This is a genomic window from Sporosarcina luteola, assembly GCF_023715245.1.
GTDB classification, from domain to species: Bacteria; Bacillota; Bacilli; order Bacillales_A; family Planococcaceae; genus Sporosarcina; species Sporosarcina luteola_C.
Genome location: NZ_JAMBNV010000001.1, coordinates 391,117 through 409,082 on the forward strand (window position 1 = coordinate 391,117; position 17,966 = coordinate 409,082).

The 17,966-nt window shown below is 49.3% G+C and carries 20 protein-coding genes; all 20 read left to right on the top strand.

Features of this window, described 5'->3' with window-relative positions; all coding sequences use genetic code 11:
- Nucleotides 1-27 precede the first annotated feature (27 nt).
- The 20 genes from prfA (at nucleotide 28) to atpD (ending at nucleotide 17,960) form a co-directional block, all read left to right on the top strand.
- Nucleotides 28-1,104 (top strand): peptide chain release factor 1, encoded by a 1,077-nt coding sequence (prfA, locus tag M3152_RS01960; RefSeq protein WP_251695216.1) that lies wholly within the window; start codon nucleotides 28-30, stop codon nucleotides 1,102-1,104.
- Nucleotides 1,097-1,945 (top strand): peptide chain release factor N(5)-glutamine methyltransferase, encoded by an 849-nt coding sequence (gene prmC / locus M3152_RS01965; RefSeq protein ID WP_251693526.1) that lies wholly within the window; start codon nucleotides 1,097-1,099, stop codon nucleotides 1,943-1,945. The genes prfA and prmC overlap by 8 nt, the downstream gene beginning before the upstream one ends.
- 43 nt (nucleotides 1,946-1,988) lie before the next feature.
- A complete protein-coding gene (locus tag M3152_RS01970; protein ID WP_251693527.1) occupies nucleotides 1,989-2,558 on the top strand; it encodes a stage II sporulation protein R in 570 nt (189 codons plus the stop codon).
- A 61-nt stretch (nucleotides 2,559-2,619) separates the two neighbouring features.
- Nucleotides 2,620-3,657 (top strand): L-threonylcarbamoyladenylate synthase, encoded by a 1,038-nt coding sequence (locus M3152_RS01975; protein ID WP_251693528.1) that lies wholly within the window; start codon nucleotides 2,620-2,622, stop codon nucleotides 3,655-3,657.
- Nucleotides 3,658-3,767: 110 nt separating this feature from the next.
- Nucleotides 3,768-4,268, top strand: coding sequence for a manganese efflux pump MntP (locus tag M3152_RS01980; RefSeq protein ID WP_251693529.1), 501 nt, complete (start codon nucleotides 3,768-3,770; stop codon nucleotides 4,266-4,268).
- Nucleotides 4,269-4,328: 60 nt separating this feature from the next.
- Nucleotides 4,329-4,775 (top strand): low molecular weight protein arginine phosphatase, encoded by a 447-nt coding sequence (locus tag M3152_RS01985; protein ID WP_251693530.1) that lies wholly within the window; start codon nucleotides 4,329-4,331, stop codon nucleotides 4,773-4,775.
- Nucleotides 4,772-6,058 (top strand): methyl-accepting chemotaxis protein, encoded by a 1,287-nt coding sequence (locus M3152_RS01990; RefSeq protein WP_251693531.1) that lies wholly within the window; start codon nucleotides 4,772-4,774, stop codon nucleotides 6,056-6,058. The genes M3152_RS01985 and M3152_RS01990 overlap by 4 nt, the downstream gene beginning before the upstream one ends.
- Before the next feature lie 101 nt (nucleotides 6,059-6,159).
- Entirely contained in the window at nucleotides 6,160-6,597 is a 438-nt protein-coding gene (gene rpiB, locus M3152_RS01995) for a ribose 5-phosphate isomerase B (protein ID WP_251693532.1), read from the top strand.
- Nucleotides 6,598-6,614: 17 nt separating this feature from the next.
- A complete protein-coding gene (locus tag M3152_RS02000) occupies nucleotides 6,615-7,178 on the top strand; it encodes a TIGR01440 family protein (RefSeq protein ID WP_251693533.1) in 564 nt (187 codons plus the stop codon).
- Nucleotides 7,179-7,221: 43 nt separating this feature from the next.
- A complete protein-coding gene (gene glyA / locus M3152_RS02005; RefSeq protein WP_251693534.1) occupies nucleotides 7,222-8,475 on the top strand; it encodes a serine hydroxymethyltransferase in 1,254 nt (417 codons plus the stop codon).
- Between the two features lie 434 nt (nucleotides 8,476-8,909).
- On the top strand, nucleotides 8,910-9,539 hold the full coding sequence (upp, locus tag M3152_RS02010) for a uracil phosphoribosyltransferase (protein ID WP_251693535.1): 630 nt from the start codon (nucleotides 8,910-8,912) through the stop codon (nucleotides 9,537-9,539).
- 56 nt (nucleotides 9,540-9,595) lie between these two features.
- Nucleotides 9,596-10,696, top strand: a complete 1,101-nt coding sequence (gene wecB / locus M3152_RS02015) for a non-hydrolyzing UDP-N-acetylglucosamine 2-epimerase (protein ID WP_435371937.1) — start codon at nucleotides 9,596-9,598, stop codon at nucleotides 10,694-10,696.
- Between the two features lie 548 nt (nucleotides 10,697-11,244).
- On the top strand, nucleotides 11,245-11,616 hold the full coding sequence (locus tag M3152_RS02020; protein ID WP_251693537.1) for an ATP synthase subunit I: 372 nt from the start codon (nucleotides 11,245-11,247) through the stop codon (nucleotides 11,614-11,616).
- Nucleotides 11,617-11,646: 30 nt separating this feature from the next.
- Nucleotides 11,647-12,357, top strand: a complete 711-nt coding sequence (atpB, locus tag M3152_RS02025; protein WP_251693538.1) for a F0F1 ATP synthase subunit A — start codon at nucleotides 11,647-11,649, stop codon at nucleotides 12,355-12,357.
- 54 nt (nucleotides 12,358-12,411) lie between these two features.
- Nucleotides 12,412-12,624, top strand: a complete 213-nt coding sequence (atpE, locus tag M3152_RS02030; RefSeq protein ID WP_060209511.1) for a F0F1 ATP synthase subunit C — start codon at nucleotides 12,412-12,414, stop codon at nucleotides 12,622-12,624.
- Nucleotides 12,625-13,006: 382 nt separating this feature from the next.
- Entirely contained in the window at nucleotides 13,007-13,537 is a 531-nt protein-coding gene (atpF, locus tag M3152_RS02035; protein WP_251695217.1) for a F0F1 ATP synthase subunit B, read from the top strand.
- On the top strand, nucleotides 13,534-14,073 hold the full coding sequence (locus tag M3152_RS02040) for a F0F1 ATP synthase subunit delta (RefSeq protein WP_251693539.1): 540 nt from the start codon (nucleotides 13,534-13,536) through the stop codon (nucleotides 14,071-14,073). The genes atpF and M3152_RS02040 overlap by 4 nt, the downstream gene beginning before the upstream one ends.
- Nucleotides 14,074-14,096: 23 nt before the next feature.
- Entirely contained in the window at nucleotides 14,097-15,605 is a 1,509-nt protein-coding gene (gene atpA / locus M3152_RS02045) for a F0F1 ATP synthase subunit alpha (protein ID WP_251693540.1), read from the top strand.
- Between the two features lie 43 nt (nucleotides 15,606-15,648).
- Nucleotides 15,649-16,506 (top strand): ATP synthase F1 subunit gamma, encoded by an 858-nt coding sequence (gene atpG / locus M3152_RS02050; RefSeq protein WP_251693541.1) that lies wholly within the window; start codon nucleotides 15,649-15,651, stop codon nucleotides 16,504-16,506.
- A gap of 38 nt (nucleotides 16,507-16,544) precedes the next feature.
- Nucleotides 16,545-17,960 (top strand): F0F1 ATP synthase subunit beta, encoded by a 1,416-nt coding sequence (gene atpD / locus M3152_RS02055; RefSeq protein WP_251693542.1) that lies wholly within the window; start codon nucleotides 16,545-16,547, stop codon nucleotides 17,958-17,960.
- Nucleotides 17,961-17,966 lie beyond the last annotated feature (6 nt).

The window sequence follows — 17,966 nt, forward strand, 5'->3', positions numbered from 1 at the left end:
GACTGAGGACGAAGAGGTGCAATGACTATGTTTGAAAGGCTTCAAGCCGTTGAGGATCGATATGAGCGATTAAATGAATTGCTGAGTGATCCGGATATTGTGAGTGATATGACTAAGCTGCGGACGTATTCGAAGGAGCAGTCCGATTTACAGGATACCGTCGATGCGTACCGCGAATATAAAAGCGCAACAAAGCAGTATGACAATGCGAAGGAAATGTTGGAAGAGCATTTGGACAATGAAATGAAAGAACTTGTCAAAATGGAACTCGACGAGCTCGATGATCAGATCGAAGCGCTTGAAAAGCGACTGAAGCTATTGCTTGTCCCGAAGGATCCGAACGATGATAAGAACGTCATCATGGAAATCCGCGGGGCGGCGGGAGGCGACGAAGCGGCGCTGTTTGCGGGGAACTTGTACAGGATGTACAGCCGGTTCGCGGAAATGAACCATTGGAAAGTCGAAGTGATGGATTCCTCGCCGACGGAACTTGGCGGCTTCAAGGAAATCATTTTTATGATCAACGGGAATGGCGCGTATTCCAAACTTAAATATGAAAACGGCGCGCATCGTGTACAGCGTGTACCGGAAACTGAATCGGGCGGCCGGATCCATACGTCGACCGCCACTGTCGCGGTGCTGCCGGAAGCGGAGGAAGTCGAAATCGACATCCACGATAAGGACATCCGCACCGACACATTTGCATCTTCCGGACCGGGTGGGCAATCCGTCAACACGACAATGTCTGCCGTCCGCTTGACGCATTTACCGACAGGGATCACCGTCTCGTGCCAGGATGAAAAATCGCAGATCAAAAACAAAGAGAAGGCGATGAAAGTCCTGCGCGCCCGCATTTACGATAAATTCATGCAGGAAGCGCAAGCCGAATACGACGAAAAGCGGAAATCCGCTGTCGGGACGGGCGACCGTTCCGAACGGATCCGCACATACAACTTCCCGCAAAACCGCGTGACGGATCATCGGATCGGGCTCACGATCCAAAAGCTCGACCAGATCATCGAAGGGAAGCTCGATGAAGTGATTGACGCACTCAACGTCGAGGACCAGGCAAGACGGTTGGAAAGCTTGGATCAGAATGACTGAACAAATATATAAAGCTTTAAATAAAGCGAAATCCCTTCTCGATTCAAAAGACTTGGACGCGCATGCCGCGCAGCTGCTCATGGAGCATGTCACAAAAAAATCCGGCGCCGCGTTACTCGCGGACTTGCGAGAACCGCTCACGCCTGAACAACAAACCGCTTTCTGGAATAAAACCGAGGACCTGCTTACAGGCAAGCCCGTCCAGCATATTATCGGCACGGAACAGTTTTACGGACTGTCGTTCGAAGTGAATGAACATGTGCTCATCCCGCGCCCTGAAACGGAGGAGCTCGTCCTCGGCGCACTCGAACGGAGCCGCAGGATTCCTGGAAAATGCCGCGTGGCGGATATCGGTACAGGGAGCGGCGCGATCGCGATTGCCTTCAAAAAAGAACGGCCCGAAGCGCTTGTCACGGCGACGGACATCAGTGAAGCGGCTCTCAAAGTCGCGAAGCGCAATGCGGAGCTGAACGAAGTCGAAGTCGATTTCCGGCTCGGCAATCTGACGGAGCCGATAAAAACGGAAAAATGGGACGTCGTCCTGTCGAATCCCCCGTATATCGCCGTGGAAGAATCGCAAGAGATGTCGCGCACTGTGGTCGATTTCGAGCCGCATAATGCACTTTTCGCGGATGATGACGGGCTTTTCTTCTATAAGAAGCTTGCGCAAGAATTGCCGCCGCTTATGGAAAATCGATCGCTCATCGGTGTCGAGATCGGCTATCTTCAGGGATCACAAGTGAGCGAATTGTTCCAGAAGGCGTTTCCGGACGCGCGGGTTTCTATCGTAAAAGACGTGAACGGAAAAGATCGAATGATATTTTGCGAGATTGGTGAATAAAACCCCGTAACCCTGGCGACAATGTGGTCAGGAGGGGATCGATATGTTGCAAGACTATGAAATTATGAATCTAAAACCAAATAAGCGAATGGATCGTTTGATGGCGGTAGTCGAGTTCATTCTCGTGCTATTCCTCATCCAATCCGCGTTGCTGTTATTTACGGGGCAGGCTGAACAGGAAGAGGAGATCAGATTCCGGATCCTTGCGCATTCAAATGCGCCTGCTGACCAGAACTTGAAGGAAGAAATCCGGCTAGTTATCGAGCCGATGATCAATCAAGCGATTTCGCAAGCAGAGTCGAAATCCGAAATTGTGGATAATTTGAAAGCGATAGAAGCGACCGTTCTACAGATCGCGCAATCGATGGCGGATGGACAGGATGTAAGCTTTGAACGGACGGCAGCCCTGTTCCCGCCGAAGCGTTCCGGTTTGGTCATCACGCCTCAAGCGCCGTATGACGCGTATATTTTAAAAATCGGCAGTGGGCGAGGGGATAATTGGTGGTGTTCTTTATTCCCGAGAGTCTGTTTTCCTGACAAAGATGTGGAAGAATCAGACGATGAAAAGGTCACTTTCTTCGTTTGGGAGTGGATAAAGTCGTTGTTTGAATAAAGTTATCCACTTACAATTGTGGATAAGTGTGCGAAACTGTGTATAAATGGGGGTTTAAACCTTGGAAACTGAAATTCTTTCAGTGGATAACGATATGGATAACTCAGTTAGTTATCAACAAGCTGTGGATATTTTGAAAAGTGGAGGCGTTGTCGCGTTCCCGACCGAAACGGTGTATGGCCTCGGAGCGCTTGCGACGGATGCGGTTGCCGTGCAGCGGATCTTCGAAGCGAAGGGGCGCCCGTCCGACAACCCGCTCATCGTACATATTGGCAATAAAATAGATGTGGATAACTATGCGGTAGATGTGCCGGAAATCGCAGGCAAGCTGATGGACGCATTTTGGCCTGGCCCGCTGACGCTCGTCTTCCATAAGAGGCCCGGTGTGATCGCGGAAAACGTTACACCGGGCTTCGACACGGTCGGTATCCGGATGCCTGATCATCCAGTAGCACTTAAATTGCTGCGCACGCTTAGCGGTCCGCTTGCCGCGCCGAGTGCGAATCGCAGCGGAAAACCGAGCCCGACGGAAGCAGGGCATGTTCTCACTGATCTCGAAGGACGGATTCCGCTCATCGTCGACGGCGGCCGCACCGGTGTCGGCGTTGAATCGACTGTGCTCGACATGACCGCTAGTCCACCCGAAATTCTACGGCCAGGTGGCGTGACGCGCGAGATGATCGAGGATGTGATTGGTCCCGTTCGCGCTGAAGGCAAGTCGCCGGGCGCCGCCGATGAGGAAGCGCCTCGTGCACCTGGCATGAAATACATGCATTACGCCCCGGAGTCTCCGCTGTACGTCATCCGTCCTGACGAAACGGTGATCCGGGAAGCGGTCAAGCAACTTCACATCGAAGGGAAGCGGGTTGCCGTCATCGGTCCCGACGAGTTCGACATCGCGGATGCGGATTGGTATTTCGCGGTAGGTCCGCTCAATAACAACGAGGCGATTGCAGTGAATCTGTACGGAGCGCTCCGGCAATGCGATTTGACGGACGCCGATCTTATCCTCGCTGCGGAAACGGATTATGAAGGAGTCGGCCAAGCTGTCATGAATCGCCTACTGAAAGCGGCGGATGGAAAGCGGTTCAACGGATAATGTAATAACAGTTTTCAACTAAGTTTCTGTGAACAACGAATATAGGACATGAATGACCTCCTAAACGCGCGCATAAGATGGATGGATGCGGAAGTTGGGAGGTCAATTCATTGTTGGAAATATTCGCTGCAAGCGTTACGACAATCGATGTCATCGTCGTGTTATCGTTATTACAGTTGCGGAAAGGAAGGCTCGTCCTCGCGCTGTGGATAACATTCCTGAATATATTGCTGCCGTTCGCGGGCTTTGTCATGGGAGATTGGTCCGCCGAACTGTTTTCGGTGTGGAGTCATATGCTATCCGGCGTCCTGCTTGCGTTGATCGGCATCCACATGCTTCTGCACGACGATGATAACAGCATGCTGAAACGGCGGCTCCACCCGGCCATCATTGCGCTCGCCGTCAGCTTGGACACTTTCTCGATCAGCGTTTCTTTCGGTATGCTCCATTTGAATAAAGTACTGTTCATCTTGGCATCCGGAGTCCTATCGTTCATTTTTTCCTGCGTGGCACTTTATTTCGGGAGATTCTTAAGCATTAAAAACGGCAGGCTGCTTCGCATCATTGCCGGCTTGGCTTTGTTGACCATGGGGATATTGTCATGTTTCTGACGAAATTGTCTATTTCTTTCTTCATGGAAATCAGGTATTCTAATAGGTAGGTGATCATGAATGAATATTTATTTTATTTGCACAGGAAATACATGCAGGAGTCCGATGGCGGAGGCGATTCTCCGTTCAAAAGAGATAGAAGGTGTAACGGTCCGGTCGGCTGGGGTCAGTGCGGTTGATGGGTTGCCGATTGCTTTGAATGCGCAGACGCTTATTGAAGAGGCGGACATGCCGTATACGCACGTGTCCAACGCGGTCAACGCGGAAGATTTGGAATGGGCGGACCTCGTGCTGACGATGACGATGTCGCATAAGGAGCAGTTGCTGCATTTATTCCCGGAAGCCGCTGAAAAGACGTTTACGCTGAAAGAGTACGCAACGCCCGGTGAATTCGGAGATGTGCATGATCCGTACGGCGGCAGCCTTGCCACTTACCGTACGACATTCGATGAATTGGACGGGTTGATCGAGCGATTGAAGTTGAAGCTGACGGAGGATGGGGAATGAAGAAGAAGTTCGGTTTGCGCAAAAAGATGGTTTTATTTGTAACGGTGCTTGCAGTTATCACGTATTCAACGAGTGCCTTGTTCATCAACTATATCCGGCCGGAGTTCTTTCCAAATGTCCAGCCGTTTGTATTTGAAATCAGTACATATGCAATGGGGATAATTTGGTCGGGCATTTTGGCGGCCCTGTTCAGCACGATATTGACGAAGCCGCTGCAGAACTTGGAGAAAGCGGCGATTGAAGTGGCGGATGGCAAGATCGGTACAGATATCGAGTTGCCGAAGTCATCCGACGAAATCCGCTCTGTTGCGGAAGCGTTCCAGCAGCTTGTCGTCAATTTACGGACGATTGTCACGGAAATCGAGACGAATTTCGAGAAGACGGCACAGACGGTCGATAAATTATCGGGTGAGACAAGCAGTGCGGCATTACAGGCGGACGCGGTCGCTTCAACGATCATGGAAATTTCCTCGGGTGCGGAGGCTTCTGCAGTCGCAATCCAGGAAACCGCGGAGGCGATTGAGGATGTGCGGATGCTTGCCGCTGAAGTGAGCAGCCGTGCGGAAGATTCATCCGAACAGTCAAAAGAGATGCTAGCGGAACTCGGACGTACAACAGAAGTGTTCCGGACGCTCGTCAAAGGGATCCGGGACATGTCCGATCAAAGCGAGCAGTCGCTCGGCACGATCCGTGAACTTGACCAAAATGCACAGAAGATCGGCGAAATCGTCCAGCTCGTCGGCAGCATCGCAGGCCAGACGAATCTGCTTGCGTTGAACGCATCCATCGAAGCGGCGCGTGCCGGGGAGCATGGAAAAGGCTTTGCGGTCGTCGCAGAGGAAGTACGTGTTCTTGCCGATGAAAGTGCGAAAGCGGTTCATAGCATCGATGAACTCGTGAAAACGATCCAATCCGACGTCTCAAAAGTCGTGAAGGAAATGGAAAAGCAAGTGAGCACGGCAGCAAACGAAGCGAACCGTGCCGATGCAACGAGCGGCAACGTCGAAGCGATGGCGGCAAAAGTGAACGGCATGGCCGATTCCGTCGTCAAAATTTCGGAACTCGTTGAACACCAGTTATCCAATATCGAAACGACCGCCATGCAATCACAGGAAGTCGCAGCGATTGCGGAACAGACATCGGCTGGCGCAGAAGAAGTGCGCGCCGCCACGGAAGAGCAAGTTAAATCAATTGAGCAGACGGATATTATGGCAAACCAATTGAAGAAACAATCCGAAGATCTCTATAAAGTCATCAGCCAATTCGATCGTTCAGGAGAATAAGCTATTCATTTCACAGCCCGAAATAGTCATACCGGGGCTGTGTTTTTTTATGGAACAATGGTAAAATGATTTGTGAGTAAATTAAGAAAAGAGGGGACGCAATGAAAATCGCAATCTCTTCGGATCATGGCGGCAACCGCTTGCGCCATGAAATCATGGACTTATTATCGGAACTCGGATTGGATTATGAAGACTTCGGTCCGGACTCCGATGAATCGGTCGATTATCCGGATTTCGCCAAACCAGTAGCGGACGGCGTCGCAAGCGGGAAGTTCGACCGGGGCATCCTCATTTGCGGAACAGGGATCGGCATGTCGATCGCTGCGAACAAAGTGAAAGGTATCCGTTGTGCACTCGTCCACGACGTCTTCAGCGCGAAGGCGACGAGAGGGCATAACGACTCGAATATCCTTGCTATGGGCGAACGCGTCATCGGACCGGGTCTAGCAAGAGAAGTGGTGACAGCTTGGCTGGACACGTCATTCGAAGGCGGCCGTCACGAGCGCCGCGTCGCCAAATTGTCAGAGCTTGAAAATTAAGTGAGGTGAGCAAGCCAATGGATGATGTATTGAATTTATGGAAGCTTCAGCTTGACCAGCTTCTATCGGAAATGGAAGAGCAGACAACTTTTACACCCGGCACATTCTTCGTCGTCGGCTGCTCGACATCCGAAATCGCGGGCAAACGGATCGGGACAGGCGGTGCGCTCGAAGTCGCCGAAGCCTTATTCGGACCGCTGCAAGCATTCGCGAAAAAGCATGACCTATTGTTGGCATTCCAAGGCTGCGAGCATATTAACCGCGCCTTGACGATTGAACGTAAAGCCGCGGACAAAGCGAATCTCGACTCCGTATCCGTCATTCCGGCGGTACATGCGGGCGGATCGATGTCCACATATGCATTCGAACATTTAGAAGACGCGGTCGTCGTCGAGTCCATCCGTGCGAATGCAGGGATCGACATCGGCCAGACGCTGATCGGCATGCACTTGAAGCCGGTCGCCGTCCCACTCAGGACGTCTATCGACAAGATCGGGGATGCAGTCGTCACCGTGGCGACAACACGTCCGAAATTGATCGGCGGCGAGCGGGCGATCTACAAACTTCCTGTGGAAGAATGACGCATCTGCAGATAAATTAACTCAGAAAAGGGGAAATGGAATCATGGATTTAAGCAATGTGAAACGTGAAGATACAGCTGTCTACGAAGCGATCATGGCGGAAAAGAACCGCCAGAACGCCAATATCGAATTGATCGCATCCGAAAACTTTGTGACGGAAGCAGTCATGGAAGCGCAAGGCTCTTATTTGACGAACAAATACGCTGAAGGCTATCCAGGCAAACGCTACTACGGCGGCTGCGAGCACGTCGACGTCGTTGAAAACATCGCGCGCGACCGTGTGAAAGAAATTTTCGGCGCGGGCTATGCAAACGTCCAAGCCCACTCCGGCGCGCAAGCGAACATGGCTGTCTATTTCACAATTCTTGAGCCGGGCGACACTGTCCTCGGCATGAACCTTTCCCACGGCGGACACTTGACGCACGGAAGCCCTGTGAACTTCTCGGGTAAACTTTACAATTTCGTCGAATACGGGGTCAGCAAAGAGGACGAGCGCATCGATTACGAAGACGTCCGTCAAAAAGCGCTTGAGCATAAGCCGAAATTGATTGTTGCAGGCGCAAGCGCATATCCACGCGAAATCGACTTCGCGAAATTCCGTGAAATCGCGGATGAAGTCGGTGCGTATTTGATGGTCGACATGGCGCATATTGCTGGTCTCGTCGCTGTCGGCGAGCATCCGAATCCGGTGCCGTACGCGCACTTCGTCACATCAACGACGCATAAAACATTGCGCGGCCCACGTGGCGGCTTGATCCTCGTGAACGAGGAATTTGCTGAAGAATTCGGCCGTAAAATCGACAAAACAATCTTCCCTGGCATCCAAGGCGGTCCATTGATGCACGTCATCGCTGCAAAAGCGGTTGCATTTGGCGAAGCCCAAAAGCCTGAGTTTAAATCGCATATCCAGCAAGTGAAGAAAAATGCTGCAGCCCTTGCGGAATCCTTGATGGCTGAAGGTGTCGACATTGTTTCAGGCGGAACGGACAACCACTTGTTGCTCGTCAACTTGAAATCACTCGGCATTACAGGCAAGATTGCTGAACACGTCCTTGACGAAGTCGGCATCACTGTCAATAAAAACACAATTCCATTCGACACGGAAAGCCCATTCGTCACATCCGGCATCCGTATCGGAACGCCAGCTGTCACAACTCGCGGCTTCAAAGAGGAAGAGATGAAGGAAATCGGCTCCATCATCGCTCACCTTTTGAAAAACCACGAAGACGAAGCGGTGAAAAAAGAAGCGGCCGAGCGCGTCAAAGCGTTGACAGACCGTTTCCCGCTGTATGCATAATTGAGTAATTGAAATCCCCGCTCTCTGCGTGAGAGCGGGGATTTTTTATGACGAGGAAAATGTTATGCGCGAGTTCGGAGGAGTTATGCTCATTTTGGGACTTTCAACCCATATCTAGGTCTTGGTTTGTCAAAAGCATTCGGCGCGCAAGGCGGAATTCAACATCGTCATGCCTACCCGCGCTCATAAATTTATATAAACGCTCGTAAATCCATTTTCACGCTCATAAATATCGCCAATCGCGCATAAATCGAAATTCCCACGCATAACCTCCGCCAATCACGCATAAATCAGAATTCCCACGCATAAACCGCCGCAATTACGCATAAATCGCAAATTCAACGCATAACCGACAATATCCGCATTCCCAATGTGTAAAGCGACACGTTTCTGTTATAATGTACAGGACATTCCGAAAAGGAGCGATTAGCAAAATGGCAAAAGTACATGTATTCGATCATCCGCTTATCCAGCATAAATTGACACATATCCGTGACGTGAATACGGGAACGAAGGAGTTCCGCGAGCTCGTCGACGAAGTTGCGACATTGATGGCGTATGAAATTACAAGAGACCTTCCACTGACGGAAGTGGAAGTGGAAACACCGGTCCGGACAGCAAAATCAAATGTATTGGCAGGCAAGAAACTGGGAATTGTCCCTATTCTGCGTGCAGGCATCGGCATGGTCGATGGTATTTTGAAATTGATTCCGGCAGCAAAAGTCGGACATATCGGCTTGTTCCGCGATCCTGAAACACTGCAACCTGTTGAGTATTTTGTAAAACTTCCATCCGACGTATCGGAGCGTGAATTCATCCTCATCGACCCGATGCTTGCAACAGGTGGCACGGCGGTGGAGGCAGTAAATTCATTGAAAAAACGCGGTGCGAAAAATATCCGCTTCATGTGCTTGATTGCAGCTCCTGAAGGCGTGAAAGTGTTCACGGAAGCACATCCTGACATCGACGTATACATTGCCGCATTGGACGAAAAGTTAAATGAAAAAGGATATATCGTTCCAGGACTCGGTGATGCAGGCGACCGCCTATTTGGAACTAAATAATAACGGATCACAATAATTTGGAAGGCGTGAATGGATTGAAAAAGAAATGGAAAGTGATGACGATATTCGGTACGCGGCCGGAAGCGATTAAAATGGCACCGCTCGTACTCGAACTGCAAAAGCATCCGGAGGAGATCGAATCGATCGTTACGGTGACTGCGCAACATCGTCAAATGCTCGACCAAGTTTTGCATGCATTCAACATCACACCAACTTATGATTTGAACATCATGAAAGACCGGCAGACACTTATCGACGTCGCGACCCGCGGACTCGAAGGGCTCGACCAAATTATGAAAGAGGCGCAGCCCGACATCGTGCTCGTCCATGGCGATACATCGACGACTTTCATCGGCGGTCTTGCCGCGTTTTACAATAAGATCGCAGTAGGCCACGTCGAGGCGGGACTCCGTACATGGGATAAATTCTCCCCGTACCCGGAGGAGATGAACCGGCAGCTGACAGGCGTTCTTGCCGACCTTCATTTCTCGCCGACCGAAAAGTCTGCGCAGAATCTAGTAAATGAAGGAAAACAGGAAGATCGGATCTACATTACGGGGAACACGGCGATAGACGCACTTCAGACGACGGTGCGGGATGATTACCACCATCCAATCCTTGACCAAATGGGGGAAGACCGACTCATCCTCCTTACCGCGCACCGGCGCGAAAACTTGGGCGAGCCGATGCGCAATATGTTCCGGGCAATCGTTCGGATCCTGGAAAAGCATCCGGACACACAAGTCATCTACCCGGTCCATATGAATCCGGCCGTGCGTGAAGTGGCGGACGAAATCCTTGGCTCAAACAAGCGGGTTCATCTGATTGAACCGCTTGAAGTCGTCGATTTCCACAACTTCGCCGCACGCTCGCACATCATCCTGACTGATTCAGGCGGCATCCAGGAAGAAGCGCCTTCGCTCGGGAAACCGGTCATCGTCCTTCGCGACACGACCGAGCGTCCTGAAGGCATTGAAGCAGGCACATTGAAACTTGCCGGAACCGACGAAGATACAATCTTCAACCTGACAGACACGCTTCTATCCGACGAAGCGGAATACACCGCCATGGCCAAAGCTTCCAACCCATATGGAGATGGCCATGCTTCAGAACGGATTGTCAGCGCGTTAAAGGAATATCTTTCCTCAACGAACTGATATGCGTCAACACTTTTGTGCATATTGAACAATGCTTGCACATTTATTGCTAAAGCACGTGAAATCAAGCTAATGAGGGATTTTTTCATCGGGTCAAACTGAGGGAAATCCCTCATTTCTTCATTATGAGAGAATCGACTGTGCAAATATGTCTATTATTTGACAACGTGAAGACTTTGTGAAGAATTTCACGGGAATCAATTGACATCAAAATGCCCCTATTGTATGCTAACAAAGGGTAAGAATGATAGGGAACCATACATATGATAAACGCCTCGATGGCAAGCTTCAAGGCGATTCTATCATCGTTCATTGGCGCCGTTCTACGAGGGGCTCCATGAGCGTGCTTGATGGCAACGCTTCCTGGTGGTCAGTTGCTTACGGCAATTCACAAATTACTACAGGTTCCGACCTTTTTCGGAGTCTCTATCAGTACAAGCCCTACTAACTAAGGGAAACGGATCAAACCGTTTGGCACTCCCGTTGTACACTCGCCTCATCTCGAAATTGCCAGACCCGGAAAATACGAATCAGGAGAATCACCCATCATGCATACATTGCGACAGATCTTTAATAGGCAGAAAATTGCTCTCTTTTTTTTGCTCGCACTGTTTGTCATCGGATGGGCTTTTAGTGACTTCAGACCATTTTTCGGTGGATTAATCTTGGGTTCCTTGTTCGGACTGTATAATTTCTGGATTCTTGTCCGTAGAATGGAAAGATTTGATCAGAACATTTCGAAGGGGAAAGAAACAAAGTCAATCGGAACCGCATTGCGATTCGGATCCGGAGTGGCTGCGGCAGCCATTGCGTTGTCGGCGCCAGAGAAATTCGATCTGATCGGTACAGTGGTCGGACTGATGATTCCACACGTTCTATTGCTAGTCGACAGAATCGTAGTCCACGTAAAGCATTTCTAAACTGACACGCATAAGGGAGGTGAACGAAACGTGAACCATGGAAATCCGGATTGGAACATCTACGGATTACACTTTAACCCGTCAAACATCCTCATGCTCTTTGTCACATGTCTAGTCGTTTTCCTTATTGCCGTCCTTTCGACGCGCAATTTGCAAATCAAACCGACAGGCATGCAGAACTTCATGGAATGGATCATGGATTTCGTCAAAGGGATCATTAAGAACAATATGGACTGGAAAACAGGTGGACGATTCCACGTACTCGGAATCACCTTGATCATGTTCGTTTTCGTTGCAAACATGCTCGGTCTTCCATTTTCAATCCAATGGAAAGGTGAACTTTGGTGGAAATCACCGACAGCTGATCCAGTCATTACAATGACGCTCGCTTCGATGGTTGTTGTCTTAACCCATTATTATGGCGTTAAGCAATTGGGGGCGAAAGGATACTTCAAAACGTATCTTCAGCCGATGCCATTCTTGGCACCACTTAAGATAATCGAAGAATTTGCAAACACGTTGACACTCGGTCTTCGTCTTTACGGTAACATTTTCGCGGGAGAGATCCTCATCGGACTTCTTGCGACACTTGGGGCTGGCAGTGCATTCGGTCTTATCGGAGCATTGATCCCGTCACTCGCTTGGTTAGGCTTCTCAGTCTTCATCGGAGCGATCCAAGCATTCATCTTCGTTATGTTAACGATGGTCTACATGGCGCACAAAGTCCAAACGGATCATTAAGCATATATAATAACCATTATAAAATTTATTTAACTATTAGGAGGAAAATACACTATGGGTCTTTTAGCAGCAGCACTTGCAGTAGGTTTAGGTGCACTTGGAGCAGGTATCGGTAACGGTTTAATCGTTTCTAAAACAGTAGAAGGCATCGCTCGTCAACCAGAAGCTCGCGGTATGCTTCAAACAACAATGTTCATCGGGGTAGCGTTAGTTGAGGCCCTTCCGATCATCGCGACAGTTATCGCGTTCATCGTAATGAACAAATAATCATCTTCATTCATCGGGTGCACAAGCCCCCGCTAAATGAAGATGAAGCCTCCGGCGGATGTCACAGATTTTTAAGGGTAAATTGGAAGGCAGTCTAAAACCGCGACGTCCTGTCGCGCCGACTGCATGACCTACATCCTGTAGGCCCCAAGCTCGAAAAAATCTGGACGCAATTACGCCAAGGCGTAATTGATAAGATTCAATATAAAATGGCGAAGCACACGGCAAATTGCCCTTCGCCATTCATTTATGTATCAACAGACGTTTGAAATGGTAATTTGAAGTTGAAATTAAAAATGACGTTCTTTCTATATAATAACGAAAATTGACATGAGCTCTTGAAGGGAGTGAAACAATCGTGTTAGGAAACACCTTCATTCTATTGTCCGCAAACGGCGGAGGATTTTTGTCATCATTGAATAACCCGAATGGCTTGAATCTAGGCGACATCATAGTCACAGTACTATTCTTCACAGTCCTCATGGTACTCCTTAAAAAGTTCGCATGGGGCCCACTTATGGGGATTATGGATCAACGTGCTGAATTGATTGCAAATGAAATCGAAGCAGCTGAAAAAAGCCGCTTGGAATCACACAAACTTTTGGAAGAGCAACGTGCCCTTTTGAAAGAGGCTCGTGAAAACGCACAATCGATTGTTGAAAATGCTCGTAAGCAAGGTGAAACACAACGTGAAGAACTGATGACAGCAGCACGCGCAGAAGTGAACCGGATGAAAGAATCCGCTACTCTTGAAATCGCGACTGAGAAGGAAAAAGCAGTTGCAGCTGTCCGCGAAGAATTCGTTTCGCTTTCAATCTTGGCGGCGTCCAAAGTACTTGGCAAAGAAATCTCCGAGGAAGACAACCGTGCTTTGATTGAAGAAACGATTGTGAAGGCAGGCGAAAGCCGATGAGTAATTCGGTCGTAGCAAAACGCTATGCGCTCGCCTTATTCGAACTATCTCAACAACATGGACAAACCGGTTCAATTCAGGAAGAGATGAAAGAATTGAAGAAGGCGTTCCGTGACAATAAAGACCTTGGTGAGCTGTTGGATTCTCCGAAATTATCATCAACGAAGAAGAAGGAAATAATCGCAAACATTTTCAAAGGCGTAAATCCGCTCGTATTGAATGCATTTTACGTATTGCTGGATGCGAAGCGTTTGAATGAAGTGCAATATGTTTTCGATGAATTTCTCACACTTGTAGATGATGCAGCGGGAATCGCAGAAGCGAAAGTATACTCGACGCGCCCGTTGACGGAGCAAGAGACAAACGCCCTTTCGGCCACTTTCGCAAAAAAGATCGGCAAACATTCTTTACGCATTGAAAATATCATCGATCCCAGCCTGATCGGGGGCGTACGCCTTCAAATCGGCAATCAGATTTACGACAGCAGCTTGAGCGCGAAGCTCGACAAACTGCAACGTAAATTGATCGGATCCTAATTTGAAATTGAGGGGTGACATACATGAGCATCAAAGCTGAAGAAATCAGCACGCTGATAAAGCAGCAGATTGAAAACTATCAGTCTGAGATGGAAGTAAGCGAAGTCGGTACGGTTATCAAAATCGGTGACGGTATCGCTCTTGCTCATGGCCTCGACAACGTCATGGCCGGAGAGCTTCTTGAGTTCTCCACAGGTGTCTTGGGTATGGCTCAAAACTTGGAAGCGAACAACGTAGGTATCGTTATCCTTGGACCATACACAGATATTAAAGAAGGCGATGAAGTACGTCGGACTGGCCGTATTATGGAAGTTCCTGTCGGTGAAGAATTGATTGGACGCGTTGTGAATCCAATCGGTTTGCCGGTAGATGGATTGGGCCCGATCGCAACAACGAAAACCCGTCCAATCGAAAGTCCTGCGCAAGGCGTCATGGCACGTAAATCCGTTCATGAGCCATTGCAAACAGGCATCAAGGCGATCGATGCACTTGTGCCGATCGGCCGCGGACAGCGTGAATTGATCATCGGGGACCGTCAAACAGGTAAAACGACTGTCGCAATCGATACAATTCTGAACCAAGCTGACCAAGATATGATTTGTATCTATGTCGCTATCGGACAAAAGGAATCCACAGTTCGTGGGGTTGTTGAAACACTCCGTAAAAACGGTGCGCTTGATTACACGATTGTTGTAACAGCATCCGCTTCACAACCGGCTCCATTGCTATTCCTAGCACCATACACTGGTGTAACGATGGCTGAAGAATTCATGTTCCAAGGCAAGCACGTCCTTGTGGTCTACGATGACCTTTCAAAACAAGCGGCTGCTTATCGTGAACTTTCCTTGCTACTTCGCCGTCCTCCAGGTCGTGAAGCTTACCCTGGTGACGTATTCTACTTGCACAGCCGTCTACTCGAGCGTGCAGCGAAGTTGAACGATACATTGGGCGCAGGTTCAATCACTGCACTTCCATTCGTTGAAACACAAGCCGGGGACATCTCCGCTTACATTCCAACGAACGTTATTTCCATCACGGATGGACAGATTTTCTTGCAATCGGATCTATTCTTCTCGGGTGTACGTCCAGCGATCAACGCCGGTCTTTCCGTATCCCGCGTAGGTGGTTCCGCGCAAATCAAAGCAATGAAAAAGGTTGCGGGTACACTCCGTCTTGACCTTGCAGCATACCGTGAGCTTGAAGCATTCGCAGCATTCGGATCATCCCTGGATTCAGCGACAAAAGCGAAACTCGACCGCGGAGCACGCACAGTTGAAATTTTGAAACAAGACTTGAACAAGCCGTTGAAAGTTGAATATCAAGTTGTCGTCCTCTATGCGTTGACGCGCGGACTTCTAGACGACATCCCTGTAAAAGATATCCTTCGTTTCGAAGCTGAAATCACAAGCTGGCTCGAGTCAAATCACACTGAAGTGTTTGATCATATCCGTACGACAAAAGATCTTCCGTCTGATGAAGTGATGAAAGATGCAATCAACGCATTCAAGAAGAACTTCGTACCTTCCGAGTGATTTGGATACTGATCTAATTAAACAATAAGGTGGTGAATTGCCAGTGGTATCATTACGCGATATTGAAAACCGTATTAAATCGACAAAGAAGACGAGTCAGATTACGAAAGCGATGCAATTAGTATCGGCTTCCAAATTGACCCGTGCGGAAATGAATGCAAAAGCGTTCGTTCCTTACATGGATAAAATCGAGGAAGTGGTCGGCGCCATCGCAAGCGCGACGAGCGACTCCGGGCATCCAATGCTCGTGAACCGTCCAGTGAAGAAGACAGGTTATATTGTCGTGTCTTCCGACCGCGGTCTCGTAGGAGGCTACAATGCCAACATCTTCCGTACAGCAAGACGTGCGATCGAGCAACGCCATGCTTCGAAGGATGACGTGAAAATCGTCGCCATCGGACGCAAGGGGCTTGAGTTTTTCGAGCGTCTCGGATACGAAGTCGTTGAAAGCCTTGTCGGCGTATCGGACCACCCTTCTTTCGATGAAATAAAAGCAATCGCGAATCGAGCTGTTGGCATGTTCACAGAAGGCGAATTCGATGAAGTGTATTTGTATTACAGCCACTTCGTCTCCGCCATCTCCAGTGAAGTGACGGAAAAGAAATTGCTTCCGCTCACGGACCTTTCATCAGCGTCAGCATTGACTTCGTATGAGTTTGAGCCTTCCGCGGAAGCGATTCTTGAAACGCTTCTTCCGCAATACGCGGAAAGCCTCATCTACGGAGCAGTGCTTGATGGAAAAGCGAGCGAACATGCTTCCAGTATGACAGCGATGAAGACTGCTACGGATAATGCAGGCGAGTTGATCGATTCATTGAGTCTTCAATTCAACCGTGCACGCCAAGCAGCAATTACGCAAGAAATCACAGAAATTGTCGGCGGAGTTGCCGCTCTTGAATAATGCAATTTGAACGGGAAAGTAAGACAGGAGGGAAAAGCATGAGTAACGGACAAATACTTCAAGTTATGGGTCCAGTTGTTGACGTGAAATTCGAAAACGGCCAACTTCCGGAAATCTATAATGCTTTGAAGGTCCAAATCCAACGTCCGAACGAACAACCTGAAACGTTGACGCTTGAAGTTGCACTCCACCTTGGGGACGACTCGGTGCGTACGATTGCAATGTCATCCACTGATGGCCTTCAACGTGGCGCTGCAGTTACAGACACTGGCGCAGCTATTTCGGTTCCGGTCGGCGACGTGACACTTGGACGTGTATTCAACGTACTTGGAGAGATCATCGACCTTGGAGAGGAAGTTCCGGCATCCGAACGCCGCGACCCGATCCACCGTCTCGCTCCACAATTCGAAGACCTTTCAACGAATGTTGAAATCCTTGAAACAGGTATTAAAGTTGTCGACTTGCTTGCACCATACATCAAAGGTGGTAAAATCGGCCTCTTCGGTGGTGCTGGTGTAGGTAAGACTGTCCTTATCCAGGAATTGATCAACAACATCGCACAAGAACACGGCGGTATCTCCGTATTCGCCGGTGTTGGCGAGCGTACACGTGAAGGGAACGACTTGTTCTATGAAATGACGGATTCCGGCGTTATTACAAAAACGGCAATGGTATTCGGACAAATGAACGAGCCGCCTGGCGCACGTATGCGTGTTGCTTTGACTGGTTTGACAATGGCAGAATATTTCCGTGACGAACAAGGCGCGGACGTTCTTCTATTCATCGATAACATTTTCCGCTTTACACAAGCAGGTTCTGAAGTATCCGCACTTCTTGGACGTATGCCATCTGCAGTTGGTTACCAACCAACACTTGCAACTGAGATGGGTCAGCTTCAAGAGCGTATCACTTCAACTAACGTAGGTTCTGTTACTTCTATCCAAGCGATCTACGTACCAGCCGATGACTATACGGACCCGGCTCCGGCTACGACATTCGCTCACTTGGATGCAACAACGAACCTTGAGCGTAAACTATCAGAAATGGGTATCTACCCAGCGGTTGACCCACTTGCTTCCACTTCTCGCGCACTAAGCCCTGATATCGTTGGCGAAGAGCATTACGAAGTGGCTCGTCAAGTACAATCGACGCTGCAACGATACCGTGAACTTCAAGATATCATCGCGATCCTCGGTATGGACGAGCTTAGCGAAGACGACAAACTTGTCGTAGGACGCGCACGACGCATCCAGTTCTTCCTATCGCAAAACTTCCACGTTGCCGAGCAGTTCACAGGTCAAAAAGGTTCTTACGTGCCTGTAGCTGAAACAGTTCAAGGCTTCAAGGAAATCTTGGAAGGCCGCTATGACCACCTTCCGGAAGATGCATTCCGTCTCGTCGGACGCATCGAAGAAGTCATCGAAAAAGCAAAAGGTATGGGCGTGGAAGTATAATCTACA

Excerpts from the sequence above, each read along its gene's own strand:
- M3152_RS02020 (WP_251693537.1), top strand. The coding sequence starts at position 11,245 with ATGCATACATTGCGACAGATCTTTAATAGGCAGAAAATTGCTCTCTTT.
- upp (WP_251693535.1), top strand. The coding sequence starts at position 8,910 with ATGGCAAAAGTACATGTATTCGATCATCCGCTTATCCAGCATAAATTG.
- M3152_RS01985 (WP_251693530.1), top strand. The coding sequence starts at position 4,329 with ATGAATATTTATTTTATTTGCACAGGAAATACATGCAGGAGTCCGATG.
- atpE (WP_060209511.1), top strand. The coding sequence starts at position 12,412 with ATGGGTCTTTTAGCAGCAGCACTTGCAGTAGGTTTAGGTGCACTTGGA.
- M3152_RS02040 (WP_251693539.1), top strand. The coding sequence starts at position 13,534 with ATGAGTAATTCGGTCGTAGCAAAACGCTATGCGCTCGCCTTATTCGAA.
- prmC (WP_251693526.1), top strand. The coding sequence starts at position 1,097 with ATGACTGAACAAATATATAAAGCTTTAAATAAAGCGAAATCCCTTCTC.
- M3152_RS01990 (WP_251693531.1), top strand. The coding sequence starts at position 4,772 with ATGAAGAAGAAGTTCGGTTTGCGCAAAAAGATGGTTTTATTTGTAACG.
- rpiB (WP_251693532.1), top strand. The coding sequence starts at position 6,160 with ATGAAAATCGCAATCTCTTCGGATCATGGCGGCAACCGCTTGCGCCAT.
- atpD (WP_251693542.1), top strand. The coding sequence starts at position 16,545 with ATGAGTAACGGACAAATACTTCAAGTTATGGGTCCAGTTGTTGACGTG.
- atpA (WP_251693540.1), top strand. The coding sequence starts at position 14,097 with ATGAGCATCAAAGCTGAAGAAATCAGCACGCTGATAAAGCAGCAGATT.
- wecB (WP_435371937.1), top strand. The coding sequence starts at position 9,596 with ATGACGATATTCGGTACGCGGCCGGAAGCGATTAAAATGGCACCGCTC.
- M3152_RS02000 (WP_251693533.1), top strand. The coding sequence starts at position 6,615 with ATGGATGATGTATTGAATTTATGGAAGCTTCAGCTTGACCAGCTTCTA.
- M3152_RS01970 (WP_251693527.1), top strand. The coding sequence starts at position 1,989 with ATGTTGCAAGACTATGAAATTATGAATCTAAAACCAAATAAGCGAATG.
- glyA (WP_251693534.1), top strand. The coding sequence starts at position 7,222 with ATGGATTTAAGCAATGTGAAACGTGAAGATACAGCTGTCTACGAAGCG.
- prfA (WP_251695216.1), top strand. The coding sequence starts at position 28 with ATGTTTGAAAGGCTTCAAGCCGTTGAGGATCGATATGAGCGATTAAAT.